We start from the raw sequence: 17,296 nt of genomic DNA, 5'->3' as shown, positions 1-17,296 counted from the left end.
GGCCGCCCGGCCGGAGGGGCCCGCAAGCGGCACGCGATCCGGGGGCCGTACACCGTACGCGGACGCCCCACCCAGGCAGGCCCCGCGCCCGCGCCCCGCGCAGCCGGGGCCCGTACGCCGTACGCCCTGAGCTGGCCCACCGATCAGGGGGCCCACCAACGCCACAGGCCGGGGCGGCGAGTGCCGCGCCCGGCCTGTGGAATGCTCCGGTCCGGCCGGAGCGGTGGATCAGCCCACCTGCGGAGCCAGCTTCGGGTTGGTGCCGTACTGGTTCGGCTCCTGCTTGCCCTCCGAGGCGAAGAAGACGATCAGGACGATGAAACCGACCAGCGGGATCAGCCCGATCAGCAGCCACCAGCCCGAGCGGCTGGTGTCGTGCAGACGGCGCACACCGACCGCGAGCGACGGGATGAGGATCGCAAGGGAGTAGATGTAGTACAGGATGTCCGTGCCGATCAGGCTGCCGATGATCGACAGAACCAGGCTGATCACAAAACTGACCAGCGCGAACATCCAGAACTCCTTGCGGCGCGCACGCCCGCTGAAGCCTGCGTAGTTCTTGAGTACTGCCAGGTACCAGTCCATGGTGATTCCCTCCCCAGGCCCCCCGTGAGAGGGCCGCTGAATTTCGGCCGAGCAAGCCGGAAAGTAAGCCACAGATAAGGAACGGGTCAAGCTCAGCCGACTCAGCTGCGAAACGTACATCCACCTGCCACCCGACTGTGTCCATACTGTCGCCTGACAACGCGATGAATGCCAACAAACAGGAACCAACAGGACAAGAGGCCCATGCCGCCCTCGACGCCCCTCAAGGGCGACGAGGACGGAAGGGCGATCTGCGGCCCTGAGGCCTTCCTACTCCGCGATCGGCAGATAGACCCGGTTGCCGGCGGCCGCGAACTCCCTCGACTTCTCGGCCATGCCCTCCTCGATCTCCTCCTGCGAACCGCCGTGCTGACGGCGAATGTCCTGGGAGATCTTCATCGAACAGAACTTCGGCCCGCACATCGAGCAGAAGTGCGCCGTCTTCGCCGGCTCGGCGGGCAGCGTCTCGTCGTGGAACTCCCGGGCCGTGTCCGGGTCGAGGGCCAGGTTGAACTGGTCCTCCCACCGGAACTCGAACCGCGCGTCCGAGAGCGCGTCGTCCCACTCCTGCGCGCCCGGATGCCCCTTGGCGAGGTCGGCCGCATGGGCTGCGATCTTGTAGGTGATGACCCCGGTCTTCACGTCGTCCCGGTTGGGCAGCCCCAGGTGCTCCTTGGGCGTGACGTAGCAGAGCATCGCCGTCCCCCACCAGGCGATCATCGCAGCGCCGATGCCCGAGGTGATGTGGTCGTAGGCGGGCGCGACATCCGTGGTCAGGGGGCCGAGCGTGTAGAACGGCGCCTCCTCGCAGATCTCCTGCTGGAGGTCGATGTTCTCCTTGATCTTGTGCATCGGGACGTGCCCGGGGCCCTCGATCATCGTCTGGACACCGAACCGCTTGGCGATCGTGTTCAGCTCGCCCAGCGTGCGCAGTTCGGCGAACTGCGCCTCGTCGTTGGCGTCCGCGATCGACCCGGGGCGCAGCCCGTCACCGAGGGAGTAGGTGACGTCGTACGTCGCGAGGATCTCGCACAGCTCCTCGAAGTGCTCGTAGAGGAACGACTCCTTGTGGTGCGCCAGGCACCAGGCCGCCATGATCGAGCCGCCTCGGGAGACGATGCCGGTCTTGCGGCGGGCCGTCAGCGGGACGTACGGCAGGCGCACTCCGGCGTGCACCGTCATGTAGTCCACGCCCTGCTCGGCCTGTTCGATGACCGTGTCCTTGTAGATCTCCCAGGTCAGCTCCTCCGCCCGGCCGTCGACCTTCTCCAGGGCCTGGTAGAGGGGGACGGTGCCGATCGGCACGGGGGAGTTGCGCAGCACCCACTCGCGGGTGGTGTGGATGTTGCGGCCGGTGGACAGGTCCATGACCGTGTCCGCGCCCCACTTCGTCGCCCAGGTCATCTTGTCCACCTCCTCCTCGATGGAGGAGGTGACGGCCGAGTTGCCGATGTTGGCGTTGACCTTCACCAGGAACCGCTTGCCGATGATCATCGGCTCGATCTCGGGGTGGTTGACATTGGCCGGCAGCACCGCCCGGCCTGCCGCGATCTCCTCCCGTACAACCTCGGCCTCGACGTTCTCCCGGATCGCGACGTACTCCATCTCCGGGGTGATCTCCCCGCGCCGGGCGTACGCGAGCTGGGTGACGGGCCGCCCGTCGCGGCTGCGGCGCGGCTGGCGCGGGCGGCCGGGGAAGACCGCGTCGAGGTTGCGCAGCCCGCCGCGCGGCGAGGTGTGCTTCACCCCGTCGTCCTCGGGGCGGACCGGGCGGCCCGCGTACTCCTCGGTGTCGCCGCGCGCGATGATCCAGTTCTCCCGCAGGGGCGCGAGGCCGCGGCGGACGTCGGTGTCGATGGCGGGATCGGTGTACGGGCCCGACGTGTCGTACAGCGTCACGTCCTTGCCGTTGGTGAGGTGCACCTGTCGGACCGGCACCCGGAGGTCAGGGCGTGCGCCCTGGACGTACCCCTTGTGCCAGCCGATGGACTTCCCGGCCCCGTCGTTCGGAAGCGCACCGTCGGGCGTTCCGTCGTTCTGTTTCGAGGCAGGCGTGCGTGCGTCCGCTGTGGTCATGAGACCTACTCCCTACGCCGGCATTACCCGGTAACAGGTTCGGCGGTCGGCGCAGCCGTGTCCCGTACGGATGTACGGCGATCAGCGCCCTCTCAGCCCGGTGCTCCGAGCTCCCGCGTGTGCAAAGGTGCCTCCACGCTAGCGTCCTTTCCGGCGAGCTGACCAGAGGGCCCTCCCGTTCTTGCGATGATCGCCCCGTGACCTCCCCCCAAAACGACCCCGCACCCCAGCCCCCGCCCCCGGACCACACCCACGGCCACACGCACAGCCACGGCCCCGCCGCCCCGGTGTCCAAACACCTGCGCAGGGTCATCGCCGCCGTCCTCGTCCCGTTCGCCACGGCGGTCGTCGTCGGCCTGATCGCGTTCTGGCCCGGCGGCGTCCCCGACCACGAGCGCACCGGCGTCGGATTCGACCGGCAGACCCAGGACGGCAAGGTCGTCCAGGTCGTCAAGGTCGACTGCGCCGACGTCAATGCCGCGCAGGTCCCGCCCACCGGTGACACCTCCACGCCCTCGGGCCGGGAGGCGGTCAACGAGCAGGAGGGGGAGTGCGCGAAGGCGACCATCGAGGTGACCACCGGCGACGACAAGGGCCGGCAGTTCGTCGAGGTGGTGCAGCCTGACGCGCCGCGCCAGCTCCGCGAGGGCCAGGGGGTGGTGGTGGCGTACGCCCCCGACGCCCCCCGCGACCTCCAGTACAGCGTCACCGACATCAACCGGACGATCCCCATGACGCTGCTGGCCGCGATCTTCGCGCTGGCGGTGGTGGCGGTGGGCCGGATGCGCGGGGTGATGGCGCTGGTGGCTCTGGCCGTCTCGTTCGCCGTACTGACCCTGTTCATCCTGCCGGCCATCCTGCAGGGCTCGAATCCGCTGGTGGTGGCGGTGATCGGGGCCAGCGCCATCATGCTGGCGGCGCTCTACCTGTGCCATGGGGTGACGGCCCGTACCTCCGTCGCGGTCCTCGGCACGCTGATCTCACTGCTGCTGATCGGGCTGCTCGGCTCCCTGTTCATCGGCTGGGCGAGCCTGAGCGGCAACACCGACGACAACACCGGTCTCATCCACGGGCTCTACCCGGACATCGACATGAGCGGTCTGCTGCTGGCCGGTGTCATCATCGGATCGCTCGGCGTGCTCGACGATGTGACGGTCACGCAGACCTCCGCCGTCTGGGAGTTGCACCAGGCGGACCCGCGGATGGGTTGGCGCGGGCTGTACCGGGCAGGTCTCCGCATCGGGCGGGACCACATCGCCTCGGTCGTGAACACCCTGGTGCTGGCGTACGCGGGCGCGGCGCTGCCGCTGCTGCTGCTCTTCTCCATCGCCCAGAGCAGCGTGGGGACGGTGGCCAACAGCGAGTTGGTGGCCGAGGAGATCGTGCGGACGCTGGTGGGCTCGATCGGGCTGGTCGCCTCGGTGCCGGTGACGACGGTACTGGCCGCGCTGGTGGTCTCGGCGGACCGCCCGGGCGCCCGCACCTCCTCGTCCACGGCCGCCACCCCCGCCCGGACCGGCAGGGGTCGCCGCCGTAAGGCGTGAGAAGACGTGCGGCGGGGTGCAGCACGTGCGGAGCCGGCGCTCAGCCCGCGTTCTGTTCCTCCGCGAGGATGCGGCCGAGCGCCTCCTCCAGATTCCCGTCGAAGTCACCCAGCGTGTGCTCCTGGCCGAGCGGCACCAGCTTGTCGGTCCGGTCGAGAAACGCCACCAGCGGTGCCGTACCGGCCCGGAACAGTGCCCGGTCCGCGCCGACCTGCAGACGGATGTGCACATCACCGAGGCCCTCGGGCTCCGTGGGCCCGATGTGCACATCGCCGTCGCCGCTGGGGCTGTTGAGCCCGTCCAGCAGCAGCTCACGACCGAACGCCCAGGTCACCGGGGCATCGCCGGGCAGATGGAACGTCATCCGGATGGCGTAGGGATCAGCCACCTCGTAACGGAGCTCCACCGGAATACGGAACGAGAGCTCCTCGGAGACGAGGAAGCTCATCATGACCTCTGCTTGAACCGACTCGCGCATCGTTCAACCCCGCAGTAGATGAAACTGGCCAGGAATGATCCCCCATGGCCCTATTGACGCCATCGTGGTGCACGCGATAGCAGATCACAAGGAGTGATTTTTCAGATACTGATAGAGAACACGAACGAACGCAAGAGGCTCGCCACTTCGCCACGTAGCTGTTCGACTGCGGGCAGCAACCGTTCTTCCCTGTCCAGGGGTACAGAAATGGCCATGGCCGCAATGGTGGCACCGGCCGTGACGGGAATGGCGGCACAGACGGTTCCCAGTGCGTACTCCTGGCGTTCGATGACCGGTTCACCCCGGCGCAACGTCCGCAGCCGCTCCAGAAGGGCCGCGCGATCTCGCACTGAGTAACGAGTGAGGGGCCGAACGGGGTGCCGGTCGAGGTGGTCCTCACGGTCTTTCTCGTCGAGCTGGCCGAGAAGGCACTGCCCGATCGCGTGCGCGTGCCCGGTCTCGCGGAAGGAGGCCCACTCGTCGACCGCCGGTGCGTCGGGGGCGTCCGCGACCGCGATGAGTTCGATCTCGCCCTCGCGGTAGACGGCGCAGTACACCGGAACCCCGATGGCGTCCCGCCAGTGTGCGAGGGAGTCGGTGACGGTGGCGGGGCGGCTTCTCGCCCCCTGGGCCGCGGTGAGGTTCTCGGCGGCGGCACCGAAGAGGAAGACGCCGTTCTCCCTGCGGAGGTAGCCCTCGTGGGTGAGAGTGCGCAGGAGGTGGTAGGCCGTCGGCAGCGGTAGGCCGGCCTCACGTGCGAGTTGCTTGGCGGGCGCCCCGTCCCGATGGGTGCCCACAGCCTCCAGCAGCCTCAACGCCCGCTGAACCGAACTGATCAACGTCGGGACAGCGGTGCTCGATGCCGTGGTCAAAGGTCACCCCCAGGCATGGTGACGGGCCATCAGCCCTCCCGTGGAGGCCGCCCCCACAGGCCTGCCGCACCAGCGTCCGTGCTGTCGTACCAACCACTGGTCACTCGGTCGGTTCGGTGACGGTAGGTCACACTCGAGGTGGCGGCAGCGGTATGTCACTGTATCGGCCGACCCCGATCGGAGGGGGTTTTCGTCCGGGACTTAGCTCAGCTGGGCTAATCCGACCCGCAGGCCTGTGCGCACCCCCGATCCCGCACGGGCCCGCGGCGGAGCTGCTACCAGTCACCACGCGAGGACGACGAGGACATGAACTTGCGTACGACGAAGACCAGACCGCCGACCAGCACGACGAAGACCAGCACCTTGAAGAGCAGGCTGATCACGAAGCCGACGATGCTGGCGATCAGACTGCCGAACACGAAGATGGCGATGACAGGCACCGCGATCCACTTCACCCACCAGGGCATTCCCGCGTATATCTCCTGCACGGCCATCGCCGTCCACCTCGTCTCTCTCGGTTCCTGCCTCGATGCTAAGCGCGCAGGGGACCCCGGCGGGGGCCTCGCAGCCCTTGAAGACCCCTGATCGAACCCTTAGGGAACCGGGGGCCGAGGCAGGCAGGACCCTCAGCCCTCCGGAGGCGAGAAGACGACCATCACCCGCAGGTCCTCGGTGATGTGGTGGAACTTGTGGGCGACCCCGGCTGGCACATAGACGACGCTCCCCCGGCCGACCTGCGTCGTCTCCGTTCCGACCGTGATCGACGCACGGCCGCTGACAACGAAGTACACCTCGTCCTGCTGGTGCGGCTGCTGCGGGTCGAGCGCACCCGCGTCCAGGGCGTACAGGCCGACGGACATGTTCCGCTCCCGCACGAACTGCAGGTAAGCGCCGTCGTTGGCGGCCCGCTCCGCCTCCAGTTCGTCCAGTCTGAATGCCTTCATGGCCCGTCCGCCCCTTGTGACCCGTGCTCCGGGTTCCGCCTGCGCTGTCGGTGTCCACCACCGATCGTGTCTGCCACGATCAGACACATGAAGAATTTCGTAGTCAAGACGATCGCCAACGCGGGTGCGCTGGCCGTGGCCATCTGGCTGCTCGGGAACATCACGCTGGAGGGTGGCTCCACCAGCCGCAAGGTCCTCACCCTGATCCTGGTCGCGCTGATCTTCGGCCTGGTGAACTTCCTGGTCAAGCCGGTGGTCCAGCTGCTGACCTTCCCCTTGTTCATTCTGACGCTCGGACTGATCACCCTGGTGGTCAACGCCCTGATGCTGCTGCTGACCTCCTGGCTGGCGGGGGTCTTCGACCTCAGCTTCCACGTCGAGGGCTTCTGGACCGCGGTCCTGGGCGCCCTGATCATCTCGGTCGTCTCCTGGGCCCTCAACATGGTCCTGCCGGACGAGGACTGAGCCCGGACCCCACCCGCATCGACTGACGGAGCAGCATGAGCACCATGGGCGACGGAACGCGCTCGGTACGCGCCGGACTCCCCGCACCGGAACAGTACGAACCGGCCCTGCCCGGACCGGTCTTCGCCGCGCACTTCCACCTCTCCGGTGAGCCGGTGGGCCCCTACACCTACGGCCGGGACACCAACCCGACGTGGACCCGTCTGGAGCGGGCCATCGGGGAGCTGGAGGCGCCCGGCGAGGAGGTGAGCACCACCGTCTTCGCCTCCGGCATGGCGGCGATCAGCGCGGTCCTCTTCTCCCAGGTCCGCGCCGGAGACACCGTGGTGCTCCCCGACGACGGCTACCAGGCACTGCCGCTCGTACGGGACCAGCTGACGGCCTTCGGCGTCGAGGTCCGCACCGCTGCGACCGGCGGCGACGCCCAGCTGTCTCTGCTGGAGGGGGCGAAGCTGCTGTGGATCGAGAGCCCCTCCAACCCGGGCCTGGACGTCTGCGACATCCGCCGACTGGTGGCGGCGGCGCACGACGCCGGGGCGCTGGTCGCCGTCGACAACACCCTGGCCACGCCGATCGGCCAGCGCCCGCTGGAGCTGGGAGCGGACTTCTCGGTCGCCAGCGACACCAAGGGCATGACGGGGCACGGCGACATCCTGCTGGGCCATGTCACCTGCCGTGATGCCCGACTGGCCGCCGATGTACGGCGCTGGCGCAAGGTGGTCGGGGCGATCCCTGGCCCGATGGAGGCCTGGCTCGCCCACCGTTCGCTCGCCACGCTCCAACTGCGCGTCGAGCGCCAGTGCGCCACGGCGCTGGCCCTCGCCCATGCGCTGGCCAAGCGGTCCGAGGTGACCGGGCTGCGGTATCCGGGGCTGCCCACCGACCCGTCGTACGCCACGGCCGAGCGCCAGATGCGGCGCTTCGGTTCGGTGGTCTCGTTCGAGCTGGCCGACCGGGAGACCGCCGAGCGATTCCTCGACGCACTGCGCCTGGTCGACGACGCGACGAGTTTCGGCGGCGTACGGTCCACCGCTGAGCGCCGGGGCCGCTGGGGCGGTGACGCCGTGCCGGATGGGTTCATCCGCTTCTCGGTCGGCGCGGAGGACCCGGAGGACCTGCTGGCGGATGTCGAGCGGGCGCTGGACGAGGCGGTCCGGTAGCACGCCGGCCGGTCGGTCCGGCAAGGTGGTTTGGTCGGTCGGTCCGGGCAGGGGCGCTCGATCGGTCCGGACGCGGGCGCTCGGTGGGCCCGGGCAGACCGGCCGGACGCCGCCTGGGGCCGGGGGGAGTTTCAGACGGCCCCGTGTGGGCCACTCTCTTGCCATGACCGAACGTCCTGTGGTCAAGCGCACCGCACGCGCCATCCTGCTCGACGGCGACGACCTTGTCCTCATCAAGCGCACGAAGCCGGGGGTCGATCCGTACTGGCTCACGCCCGGTGGTGGAGTCGAGCCGGAGGACGCCACTGTCGTCGACGCCCTGCACCGCGAGGTCGACGAGGAGCTGGGCGCCAAGATCGTCGATGTGGTGCCCTGCTTCGTCGACACCGTGGAGCACATCGCCGACGGCGGCGTGACGGGGGTGAAGGTCCAGCACTTCTTCGTCTGCCGGCTCGCGTCGATGGACGTGACCCGGCGCCACGGCCCGGAGATCGACGAGCCTTGCGGAGAGTACGAGATCGTCCGGGTGCCGTTCAGCCGGGTCGGGATCGCCGCCGTGCACCTCGTACCAATCTCCCTGCGCCACTATCTGGACGGCAACATCGAGGGCGTACGGGCGATGCACGCGCCCGACCTGGGCTGACGGCCCCGGCTCCCCGACCCTGGGGCTCCCCGCGCGGTGGGGGCTGCCCGCACAGTCGGGCTGCCCACACCATGGGAGCCTCGCGTTTCACGTGAAACGCGATGTGGGGTTTCACGTGAAACCGAGCGGCAGGCGCTCCGGTTCCGGCCAGATCCGGGAAACCGCTGGACGGACGATCATCGCGTCGGCCAGCCTGGCCCCATGCACAGCCCATCACTCCTGCCCCTCGTCGACCTGCCCGTACGACGCCTCACCCGGGGAGACCTGGTCTCCTGCGCGGACCTCTCCGAGAGCCGGGGCTGGCCACGCGACGAGCGCCGATGGGGGTTGCTCCTCTCCGCGGGTACGGGTTACGGGATCGAAGCACCCGAGGGGTGTGGCCTGATCGCGGCCTGCGTGATGACGTCGTACGGGCCCCGCCTGGCGGCCGTCGGCGTGCTGCTCGTGGCTGAGAGCCACGCCCGGCGGGGGATCGCCCGGCGGCTCATGCACCATGTGATGGCGGAGGCCGGGTCCACCCCGCTCGCGCTGTACTCAACTTCCCAGGGGCAACGCCTCTACGAGCAGCTGGGCTTCACCCATGTGGGCCGGACCCAGCGGGTCCTCGGCCGGTTCCGCCCCGAGGACCGGCCCTCGGCCGTCTCGACGCGTGCGGCCGCCGCCGATGATCTACAGGCGATGGTCCGTCTCGACCTGCCGGCCTTCGGCATCGATCGCACGCACATCATCGCCCGGCTCCCGGCCTTCGCCGACCGGATCCAGGTCGCGGAGGAGAACGGCGAGCTGACCGGATACGCGGCCCTCTGGCCGAGTGGCGACGCCCATGCCGTCGGCCCGCTCGTCGCGCGGGACAACGCCACCGCGAAGGCTCTGGTCACCGCGGTGGCCGCGACCACGGACCGGCCCTTGCGGGCCGATGTGGACGCGCGCCATGAGGATCTGCTCGGCTGGCTGGTGGAGCGCGGTCTCGAACGGGGCTCCGGGACGGCGGTGATGACGTACGGCATCGCGGACCTCCCGGGCGATGCCAGTCGCAGGTTCGCCCCGCTCACGGTCGCGACCGGCTGACGCGCGGTCTCCGACGAGAGGGTCCGCCACGGCGGTCGCGCATCCGTGGTCCTGTCCCGGTGCTTCACCGCCGACCCCGATGGCACCGATCAGGCGGTCGTCGCGGCGGAAGGCCGACACATGCCCGCCCGCGCGTCCACGATGCTCACGGCAACGGCGACACCGGCCGCAAGGTGCGGTTGGGGTGGTGCGTGGGTCCGGGACGGCGCTCAGGATCGGTCCGTGGCGGCGACCGGCTCAGGGCGGCTGCCCCCGGCGACGATCCGGCCCGCGCGGGCGGGTGTACGGCGCTCCAGCAGGCCGGAGACCACGGCTAGGGCCAGAGCGGACGCGGCGAGGGCGGCACCGACCCAGTTGGGGGCCGTGTAGCCGCGACCGGCGGCGATCACGAGGCCGCCGAGCCAGGCGGCGAGGGCGTTGCCGAGGTTGAAGGCCCCGATGTTGACCGCGGAGGCCAGAGTGGGGGCTCCGGCCGCCTGGTCGAGGACCCGCTTCTGCAGCGGGGGGACGGTCGCGAAGCCCAGGGCGCCGATGAGAGCGATGGTGACGGCCGCGGCGGCCTTGTTGTGGGCGGTCACGGTGAACAGGCAGAGGACAAGGGCGAGCGCGCCGAGTGAGACGTACAGCATCGGCATGAGCCGGCGGTCGGCGAACCTGCCGCCGATCAGGTTGCCGCCGACCATGCCGAGGCCGAAGAGGACCAGCAGCCAGGTGACGGAGGAGGGCGCGTACCCGGCGGTGCCGGTCATCATCGGGGTGATGTAGGTGATCGCGGCGAAGACTCCGCCGAAGCCCAGGACGGTCATGGCCATCGCGAGCAGGACCTGGACGTTGCGGAGCGCGGCCAGTTCGTGGCGGATGCGTACGCCTTCGGGCCTGGCCTGCTCGGGGACGAGTCTGGCGACTCCGAGGAGCCCGATCACACCGAGAAAGGACACGACGAGGAACGTGGTCCGCCAGCCGGCGGACTGGCCGATGTACGTGCCGAGCGGGACGCCGACGACATTGGCGACGGTGAGCCCGGTGAACATCATCGCGATCGCCCCGGCCTTCTTCTGCGGGGCGACCAGATCGGCCGCGACCACCGAGCCGATACCGAAGAAGGCGCCGTGGGCGAGGGAGGCGACCACCCGGCCGACGAGCATGACGCCGAAGACGGGCGCCAGGGCCGAGACCAGGTTGCCCACGACGAACAGCCCCATCAGGAGCATCAGCATCCGCTTACGGGTCACCCGAGTTCCCAGGAGCGTCATCAGCGGGGCGCCGAGGACGACCCCGAGCGCATAGCCGGTGACCAGAAAGCCGGCGGTCGGTATCGAGACCTGGAACTCCGCGGCCACCTCGGGGAGCAGCCCCATGATCACGAACTCGGTCGTTCCGATCCCGAACGCCCCGATGGCCAGGGCGAGGAGCGCGAGCGGCATGGGTTTCACCTTCCCCTAAAGTTGCTTCTGCGCTTTACGGGCGTCAACAATAATTGCAAACGCGGGCTATTGCAGATGTCCCCTATCCTGGAACCACGCAGCCCCGCCCGGAGGAGGCACCATGACCGCGACCGACCCGGCCCTGACGGCCCTCTCTCAAGGGTGGTGCGCCCTCTCGCTGCTCCACGGAAAGATCGAAGCCCGCGTCGAGCGCGCCCTCCAGTCCGGCCACGGGCTCAGCGTCCGCGAGTACTCACTGCTCGATGTGTTGAGCCGACAGCACAGCGGCCCCGGCGGTCACCTCCAGATGAAGCAGGTGGCCGACGCCGTGGTGCTCAGCCAGAGCGCGACCACCCGGCTCGTCACACGGCTGGAGGACCGGGGACTGCTGACGCGGTATCTGTGCGACACCGACCGTCGGGGCATCTACACCGATGTCACCGAGGCCGGTCTCGCCCTGCTCGCCGAGGCCCGGCCCACCAACGACGGCGCGCTACGGGCGGCGCTGGACGAGGCGTCGGAGAACCCCGAACTCGCCCCCCTGGTACGGGCGGTCGAGGAGCTGAAGGTCACAGCCTGACCGTGGCACGGCGCGTACGCTGCGGATCATGAGTGATCTTGAGATCCGCCCCGTTGCCGAAGCCGACCTCGACGCCGTGGTCGGCATGCTGGCCGACGATCCGCTCGGCGCCCAGCGCGAGACACCCGACGACCTCACCCCGTACCGCGCCGCTCTCCGGCGACTGGCCGACGACCCCAACCAGCACGTCGTCGTCGCCGTCCGTGAGGGGCGCGTGGTGGGGACCCTCCAGCTGAGCGTGATCCCCGGCCTCTCCCGGCGCGGGACCATCCGCTCGATCATCGAAGCCGTCCGCGTCCATGCCGACGAGCGGGGCAGCGGGCTCGGTACGCAGCTGATCCAGTGGGCCGTCGACGAATCCCGCCGTCAGAACTGCCAGTTGGTACAGCTGACCTCGGACGCCACCCGACAGGACGCGCACCGGTTCTACAAGCGGCTCGGCTTCACCGCCAGCCATGTGGGCTTCAAGCTCGCTCTCTGAGCGACAACGGTCGTGGGGGGGGGGGGGGGGGGGGGGGAAAAACACAAAAAAAAAAAACAAAAGGGAGGGGGGGGGAAGGAAAGGCCGAACAACAAGATGAGGGCAGCCCACCAAGGGGGGCCGCCCCCACGCCCCCTCTCTCCGCGCGCCGCGTTGTTTGTTGGGGTGTTTCCCCCCCCCCCCCCCCCCCCCACAACGACCGTCACGGTCCGGGTGTCAGCCGCCGAGCCCTCGCCAGCCGGCCGGGTCCAGCCCGCCGGGGATGTCCGCATCCGCGTCATAGGGCTCACGCGTGAAGGCGAACGAGCCGAGGTCGAGATGGTCGACGGAACCATCCTCCCGGCGTACGACGCGGAGGGTCTCGCCCGCGTAGTAGTCGTCCAGCCCCGTCCAGGTGCCGTCCGGCCGGGCCGTGAAGAACGCTCCGCGCCCCTTGGATCCCAGCGGCCTCAGCTCAAGGCCCCGGCCCTCGGTCAGCTTCAGTGTGAACGTGTGGGTCCCCCAGTGCCAGATCCCGGTCAGAGCCACCAGCTCCGCGTCCGCCTCCGGCAGCGGGCGCCAAGGTTCCGGGATGCGCGGCTCCGCGTCCGCGACGATGGTCAGGAGTTCGGCGGCCACTGTGGCCGCGGGCAGCCCCGAGGTGGCATTGGCCAGCGCGACCGCGGCCACATCGTCGTCCTCGCTGAACCAGAGGCCCGCGACGAACCCGGGCAGCGAACCAGCATGGCCGACGAGGACGCGGCTGTCGGTCTTCACGATCTGGAGGCCGAGGCCGTAGCCGTTGCCCCCGGGCTCGGCGACCGGCGAGGCGGGCGTCCTCATCTCCCGTACGGACGTGGCCGACAGCACCCGGTCATCGCCCTCGACCAGGAAGGCGGCGAACCGCAGCAGGTCGGCCGCGGTCGACCAGAGCTGCCCGGCGGGCGCCATCAGCCCGAGGTCCTCGGCGGGCTCGCTCACCACCACATCGGCCCAGGGGTGGACGGCCCAACCCTCCGCATACGGAGCGACCGGCCCGTAGGTCGTACGGTCCATGCCCAGCGGCTCCAGGATCTCGCGGCGCAGCGCCTCCACCCAGGAAACCCCCCGCACCGCCTCGACCAGCGAACCGAGCAGGGTGTAGCCCGGGTTGGAGTAGTGGAAGCGGTGACCGGCCGGATGCATCTGCGGCTGCTCGCCGAGCACATCGGCGAGCTTGGGCCGCAGGGCCCCGGGGGTCCGCTCCCACCAGGGGGCGGGCGCCTCTGCACCCAGCCCCGCGCTGTGGCCAAGCAGCTGAAAGATGGTCGCGCCGCCCGCCCCGGTGCCAGGCAAGTGCCTCTCCAGCTGATCGCCCAGGTCGATCAACCCCTCGTCGCGCAGCCGCAGGACCAGCACCGCGGTGAACGTCTTGGAGATCGAGCCGATCCGGTACTGCGTATCGGCATCGGCGACCTGCCCCTCCAGACTCGTACGCCCCCCGCTCCAGACGATCCGGCCGCCCCGCCGCACGGCGGCCGCGAGGGAGGGCGCACGGCCCTCCCGCTGGGCGGTGGCGAGGCGATGGAGGAGAGAACGTCGGGTGGTGGGGAGCAGTTCTTCGCTGGGAGAATTCATGGTCAACCCATACCGGACAAGCTGCCGCCTGACGAGGGGATTACCGGGCACGACACCCGCCCCCCGCGATCAACCCGCCCAGGGTCTCAGCACTTCCGGCCGTACGTCCGCACCAGAACCCCGTTCCCGAAGGTGCGGACCCCCTCCAACGTGAACTCGTCAGCGGCGACACCGGACCCGAACATCGGCATCCCGGTGCCGTACACCAGCGGGTAGGTCTTGATCACCAGCTCGTCGATCTCGTCGATCAGCTCCCCCGCCAGCTGTGACCCGCCGCAGAGCCAGATACCCAGCTCGCCCTGCTCCGCCTTCAGTTCCCTGACCCGGCCGACCAGGTCCCCCGAGATCAGCTCGACGTTCGGGTCCGGCGATTCGGTCAGAGTCCGGGAGGCGACGAACTCCCGCATATGGCCGTAAGGGCTCGTCACACCGCCGTCCAGGGCCAGCTGGTAGCTGGCCCGCCCCTGAACCACGGTGTCGAACCGCCGGTTCTCCAGATCACCGAGCCCGAGGATGCCGCGCCCCTCGGCCGAGATGGTCTCCGGATACTCCTCCTTGAGAAAGCCGAGGAACTCCTCGTCGACAAAGGCCATCATCGCCGTGGCGTCGCCCTTCGGGTCACCGATGAAGCCGTCGATCGAACAGGCGATGAAGTACGTCAGCTTGCGCATGTGTTCCCCATTCCGCGGGTCGGTGCGGGCCGACGGCCCGGACACACTCAACCACTTCACATATAGTGCTTCAACCATAGTGGTTACGCATCCCCTTTTCCGCAGCACGACGGCAGAGAGAAGAGACCCATGGCAAGAAACCCCGAGCGCAGGGTGGCACTCACGGACGCGGCGATCGAGGTCCTGGCCCAACAGGGCGCCCGCGGCCTCACCTTCCGCGCCGTGGACACCCGGGCCGGCGTGCCCGTGGGCACCGCGTCGAACTACTTCAGCAACCGTGACGACCTGTTCATGCAGACGGGCGCCCGCATCCACAGCCGGATGGCCCCGGACCCGGCCCAGGTCGAGCAGGCCTTGCGCCCCGCGCCCTCCCGCGCCCTGGTCGCCGAGCTGATGCACTGGCTGGTCCGCCGCATGACCGACGACCGCACGGGCTACCTCGCCCTGCTGGAACTCCGCCTGGAGGCGACCCGCCGTCCGGAACTCCGGGCCCAGCTGACCACGACGGTCCGCACCGCCTTCGAGGAGAACGCGGCCTTCCACCGCGACACGAACCTCCCCGGCGACCACACCGCGTTCCTCGTCCTCTACCTGGCGATGACCGGTGTCCTCCTGGAGCACTTCACGCTGCCGGACGTGCTCGGTGACACCGCCCTGGAGACGCTGGTGGACGCGGTCGTGGAACGGATCATCCCGGGCGGCTGACCTGCGGGCTCCCCCGCGGAGGATCTGTAGGATCGCGCGGCTCGCGTCGCAGGCGATCCCTCTGAACTGGAGCTTCTCACTCAGTCTCACGTGATGTCGGCGGAGCTTTGTCTCACGCAGAGTGTCGTTTCTTCCGACTGCGGTGTTGATGGCGCTCAGCGAGAGCGGGCAGCGCGCCGAAACCAGGGTGCCGTTCAGGCTGTGGTCGCCGTAGTGTCCCGGGCGAAAGGCGGTTGCAGTGGAGATCACGGTGCAGTGGATCAGGACGTCCTGGACGAAGTACTCCAGGGGCGGTGACGCTGCTGCCCGCAGGAATTCAGCGCCAACGGGGTTCCTGGTGTCACCGGTGCCGTCTTCCTTCTCCCAGGTCATCCAGATGTCCGAGCGTGACGGCTTCGAGCCCCACGAGAGCGAGAGGGACTTGCGCCAGGTCGGACTCAGTTTGCGAGACGAGGGCGATCGGCTCCGGGTGCTGGCGCGTGTGGAGCCGTTGTTCGGATTGCCGCCGCGTCCGCGGCGCCCGCCAGCGGTGCGTCTGGTCTCGGGGCAGTGGGTCCGTTGGCAGTTGAACTATCGGTTCAGTAGCGCCGCCGGAATACGGGACTGGTCGTACTGGCTCGACACGTTCAACGTTGCCTATGGGCCCGTCGACCCGAACGTCTTCCTGTCGGAGCCGACCGTTCTGGTCGATGAGTGCGGTCCTGTTCGATAGCCGTCCGTCGGCGATCGGCTGGTCATGGGTTCTGCCTGAAGGCGGGCGGCGAGGTGGTGTCCCCTGGAGTGGTGTAGCAGCGATCACTTCTCGCGACTTGCTGCTAGCACATCGCGCTACTACACCGCTCTACGGGACACGATCCGCACACCGGACCGGCGGTCGACGGCAGTCACCCCCAGCCCTGGCAGCCAGCCGACCCTGTTTATGCTCACGCCCATGGCACTCGAATGGGAACAGATCATCGTCGACTCCTCCGACCCCATCGCCCTCGGGCGCTGGTGGGCCGAGGCTCTCGGCTGGGTAGTGGTCGACGAATCCGAGGAGATCATCGAGATCCGGCCTGAGCCGGACCAGATGCCGGGGCTGCTCTTCGTGCCTGTCCCCGAGGGCAAGACGTCGAAGAACCGGCTCCACCCCGACTTCCGCCCCGACGACCAGGAGGCCGAGGTCGCCCGGCTGCTCTCCCTCGGTGCCCGGCGCGCCGACACCGTGCAGGACGAGCAGCACTGGGTGACCCTCCTCGACCCGGAGGGCAACGAATTCTGTGTCCTGGGTGAGCGGAAGAGCTGAGCGGGGCCGGGCAGCCGTTCGGGCGGAGGTGCCGGACGGTTTCGCCCACCCGCAGGTGCCCCAGCCGCTGTTCGCCGACCCGGCTACACCACTACACGAGACATGACCGGCGGCGACGAGGCGATAGGAATGCCGGTCTCGATGGTGTTGCCGCCTAGTCGAGCGCCTTCGATGTCGGTCAGAGCGTCCATCACGGCTTGTCCGGCCTGGGTGGGGCGGAGTGATTCGCCCCGGCGGGGGCGGATGTAGAGCTGGACGTCCAAATCCCTTTCCAGGGCAGCGAACTGGGTGTAGAGGACCGAGCGGGCGGTGCCGAGATGGCGTGAGGCCTCGGCGAGGGTGCGATGTTCCATCGCTGCTCGAAACCGCTGAAGGCGGCCCCAGCAACGCCGATCTGTGAGGGCCGGCCTGATCAGCGGCGGTACTGAGTCGAGTTCCATTTGGCTCACGGCCCGGCGTCCGCCGCGTGGACGGAGTTCGATGCCCATGGCCCGGAGATGGCTTGTCAGCGTCGTTGGGCTCATGTCCAGCTCGGTGGCGATGCTGGCCAGGGTCCGGGCCTGCCGTATGTACTGCTCTCGGAGCCACCGCTCATCGACGATCGGCTTCCTCGATGGCTCTCGGCTAAGGGCTGTCCCGCAAAGATCTTGAAGCCGCCTCGGGCATGGCGGCCGCCTTGCTTATCCGGCGAGGGCGAGGTTGTGCATCCGGGCGATGCC

The 17,296-nt window shown here is 69.1% G+C and carries 20 protein-coding genes; 10 read left to right on the top strand and 10 right to left on the bottom strand.

The genetic code is table 11. The features are described 5' to 3' along the window. Positions 1-228 precede the first annotated feature (228 nt). Entirely contained in the window at positions 229-585 is a 357-nt protein-coding gene (locus AC0682_RS28190) for a DUF805 domain-containing protein (protein WP_478535939.1), read from the bottom strand. A 270-nt stretch (positions 586-855) separates the two neighbouring features. Continuing rightward, positions 856-2,661, bottom strand: a complete 1,806-nt coding sequence (gene thiC / locus AC0682_RS28185) for a phosphomethylpyrimidine synthase ThiC (RefSeq protein WP_478535938.1) — start codon at positions 2,659-2,661, stop codon at positions 856-858. Positions 2,662-2,858: 197 nt separating this feature from the next. Between thiC and AC0682_RS28180 the strand changes: the two genes are divergently transcribed. After that, a complete protein-coding gene (locus AC0682_RS28180) occupies positions 2,859-4,205 on the top strand; it encodes a YibE/F family protein (RefSeq protein WP_254812105.1) in 1,347 nt (448 codons plus the stop codon). A gap of 40 nt (positions 4,206-4,245) precedes the next feature. On the opposite strand, the gene AC0682_RS28175 is transcribed toward AC0682_RS28180, so the two are convergent. The 4 genes from AC0682_RS28175 to AC0682_RS28160 form a co-directional block, all read right to left on the bottom strand. Continuing rightward, positions 4,246-4,683 (bottom strand): SsgA family sporulation/cell division regulator, encoded by a 438-nt coding sequence (locus AC0682_RS28175; protein ID WP_015609883.1) that lies wholly within the window; start codon positions 4,681-4,683, stop codon positions 4,246-4,248. A 101-nt stretch (positions 4,684-4,784) separates the two neighbouring features. After that, complete coding sequence (locus AC0682_RS28170) at positions 4,785-5,555, bottom strand: IclR family transcriptional regulator (RefSeq protein WP_302885875.1); 771 nt, start codon at positions 5,553-5,555, stop codon at positions 4,785-4,787. A gap of 275 nt (positions 5,556-5,830) precedes the next feature. Then, positions 5,831-6,049 (bottom strand): DUF5326 family protein, encoded by a 219-nt coding sequence (locus tag AC0682_RS28165; protein WP_254812106.1) that lies wholly within the window; start codon positions 6,047-6,049, stop codon positions 5,831-5,833. Positions 6,050-6,181: 132 nt separating this feature from the next. Next, a complete protein-coding gene (locus tag AC0682_RS28160) occupies positions 6,182-6,499 on the bottom strand; it encodes a cupin domain-containing protein (RefSeq protein ID WP_015577932.1) in 318 nt (105 codons plus the stop codon). Positions 6,500-6,586: 87 nt separating this feature from the next. Between AC0682_RS28160 and AC0682_RS28155 the strand changes: the two genes are divergently transcribed. The 4 genes from AC0682_RS28155 to AC0682_RS28140 all read left to right on the top strand — a co-directional run bounded on the left by AC0682_RS28155 (position 6,587) and on the right by AC0682_RS28140 (position 9,835). Further along, positions 6,587-6,964, top strand: coding sequence for a phage holin family protein (locus AC0682_RS28155; RefSeq protein WP_254812107.1), 378 nt, complete (start codon positions 6,587-6,589; stop codon positions 6,962-6,964). 35 nt (positions 6,965-6,999) lie between these two features. Beyond that, a complete protein-coding gene (locus tag AC0682_RS28150) occupies positions 7,000-8,124 on the top strand; it encodes a cystathionine gamma-lyase (RefSeq protein ID WP_254812108.1) in 1,125 nt (374 codons plus the stop codon). A gap of 163 nt (positions 8,125-8,287) precedes the next feature. Further along, entirely contained in the window at positions 8,288-8,767 is a 480-nt protein-coding gene (locus AC0682_RS28145; RefSeq protein ID WP_478535936.1) for an NUDIX domain-containing protein, read from the top strand. Between the two features lie 201 nt (positions 8,768-8,968). After that, positions 8,969-9,835 (top strand): GNAT family N-acetyltransferase, encoded by an 867-nt coding sequence (locus AC0682_RS28140; RefSeq protein WP_478535935.1) that lies wholly within the window; start codon positions 8,969-8,971, stop codon positions 9,833-9,835. A gap of 209 nt (positions 9,836-10,044) precedes the next feature. On the opposite strand, the gene AC0682_RS28135 is transcribed toward AC0682_RS28140, so the two are convergent. After that, the gene (locus tag AC0682_RS28135; RefSeq protein WP_478535934.1) at positions 10,045-11,259 is read right to left on the bottom strand and encodes an MFS transporter; all 1,215 of its coding nucleotides are present in this window, start codon (positions 11,257-11,259) and stop codon (positions 10,045-10,047) included. A gap of 121 nt (positions 11,260-11,380) precedes the next feature. Here AC0682_RS28135 and AC0682_RS28130 point away from each other — a divergent pair, with 121 nt between their 5' ends. Beyond that, positions 11,381-11,839 carry a MarR family winged helix-turn-helix transcriptional regulator gene (locus AC0682_RS28130; RefSeq protein ID WP_478535933.1) on the top strand — a complete coding sequence of 153 codons (459 nt, stop codon included), beginning with the start codon at positions 11,381-11,383 and terminating at the stop codon, positions 11,837-11,839. 28 nt (positions 11,840-11,867) lie between these two features. Next, positions 11,868-12,320 carry an N-acetyltransferase family protein gene (locus AC0682_RS28125; protein WP_478535932.1) on the top strand — a complete coding sequence of 151 codons (453 nt, stop codon included), beginning with the start codon at positions 11,868-11,870 and terminating at the stop codon, positions 12,318-12,320. A gap of 216 nt (positions 12,321-12,536) precedes the next feature. On the opposite strand, the gene AC0682_RS28120 is transcribed toward AC0682_RS28125, so the two are convergent. Both AC0682_RS28120 and AC0682_RS28115 read right to left on the bottom strand, forming a co-directional pair. Next, a complete protein-coding gene (locus tag AC0682_RS28120) occupies positions 12,537-13,916 on the bottom strand; it encodes a serine hydrolase domain-containing protein (RefSeq protein ID WP_478535930.1) in 1,380 nt (459 codons plus the stop codon). A gap of 86 nt (positions 13,917-14,002) precedes the next feature. Next, positions 14,003-14,587 carry a dihydrofolate reductase family protein gene (locus AC0682_RS28115; protein ID WP_478535928.1) on the bottom strand — a complete coding sequence of 195 codons (585 nt, stop codon included), beginning with the start codon at positions 14,585-14,587 and terminating at the stop codon, positions 14,003-14,005. 129 nt (positions 14,588-14,716) lie between these two features. Between AC0682_RS28115 and AC0682_RS28110 the strand changes: the two genes are divergently transcribed. From AC0682_RS28110 to AC0682_RS28100, 3 genes are all read left to right on the top strand, one after another. Beyond that, positions 14,717-15,292 carry a TetR/AcrR family transcriptional regulator gene (locus tag AC0682_RS28110; RefSeq protein WP_478535926.1) on the top strand — a complete coding sequence of 192 codons (576 nt, stop codon included), beginning with the start codon at positions 14,717-14,719 and terminating at the stop codon, positions 15,290-15,292. A 238-nt stretch (positions 15,293-15,530) separates the two neighbouring features. Further along, positions 15,531-16,004, top strand: coding sequence for a hypothetical protein (locus AC0682_RS28105; protein WP_478535925.1), 474 nt, complete (start codon positions 15,531-15,533; stop codon positions 16,002-16,004). Between the two features lie 219 nt (positions 16,005-16,223). Beyond that, positions 16,224-16,577 carry a VOC family protein gene (locus AC0682_RS28100; RefSeq protein WP_261680111.1) on the top strand — a complete coding sequence of 118 codons (354 nt, stop codon included), beginning with the start codon at positions 16,224-16,226 and terminating at the stop codon, positions 16,575-16,577. 83 nt (positions 16,578-16,660) lie between these two features. On the opposite strand, the gene AC0682_RS28095 is transcribed toward AC0682_RS28100, so the two are convergent. Further along, positions 16,661-17,017, bottom strand: a complete 357-nt coding sequence (locus tag AC0682_RS28095; protein ID WP_478535972.1) for a helix-turn-helix domain-containing protein — start codon at positions 17,015-17,017, stop codon at positions 16,661-16,663. Positions 17,018-17,296 lie beyond the last annotated feature (279 nt).

The organism is Streptomyces sp. NPDC043746, from assembly GCF_056436485.1.
Note: the sequence above shows the minus strand (reverse complement) of the source record. Positions and strands in the feature narration are given on the sequence as shown.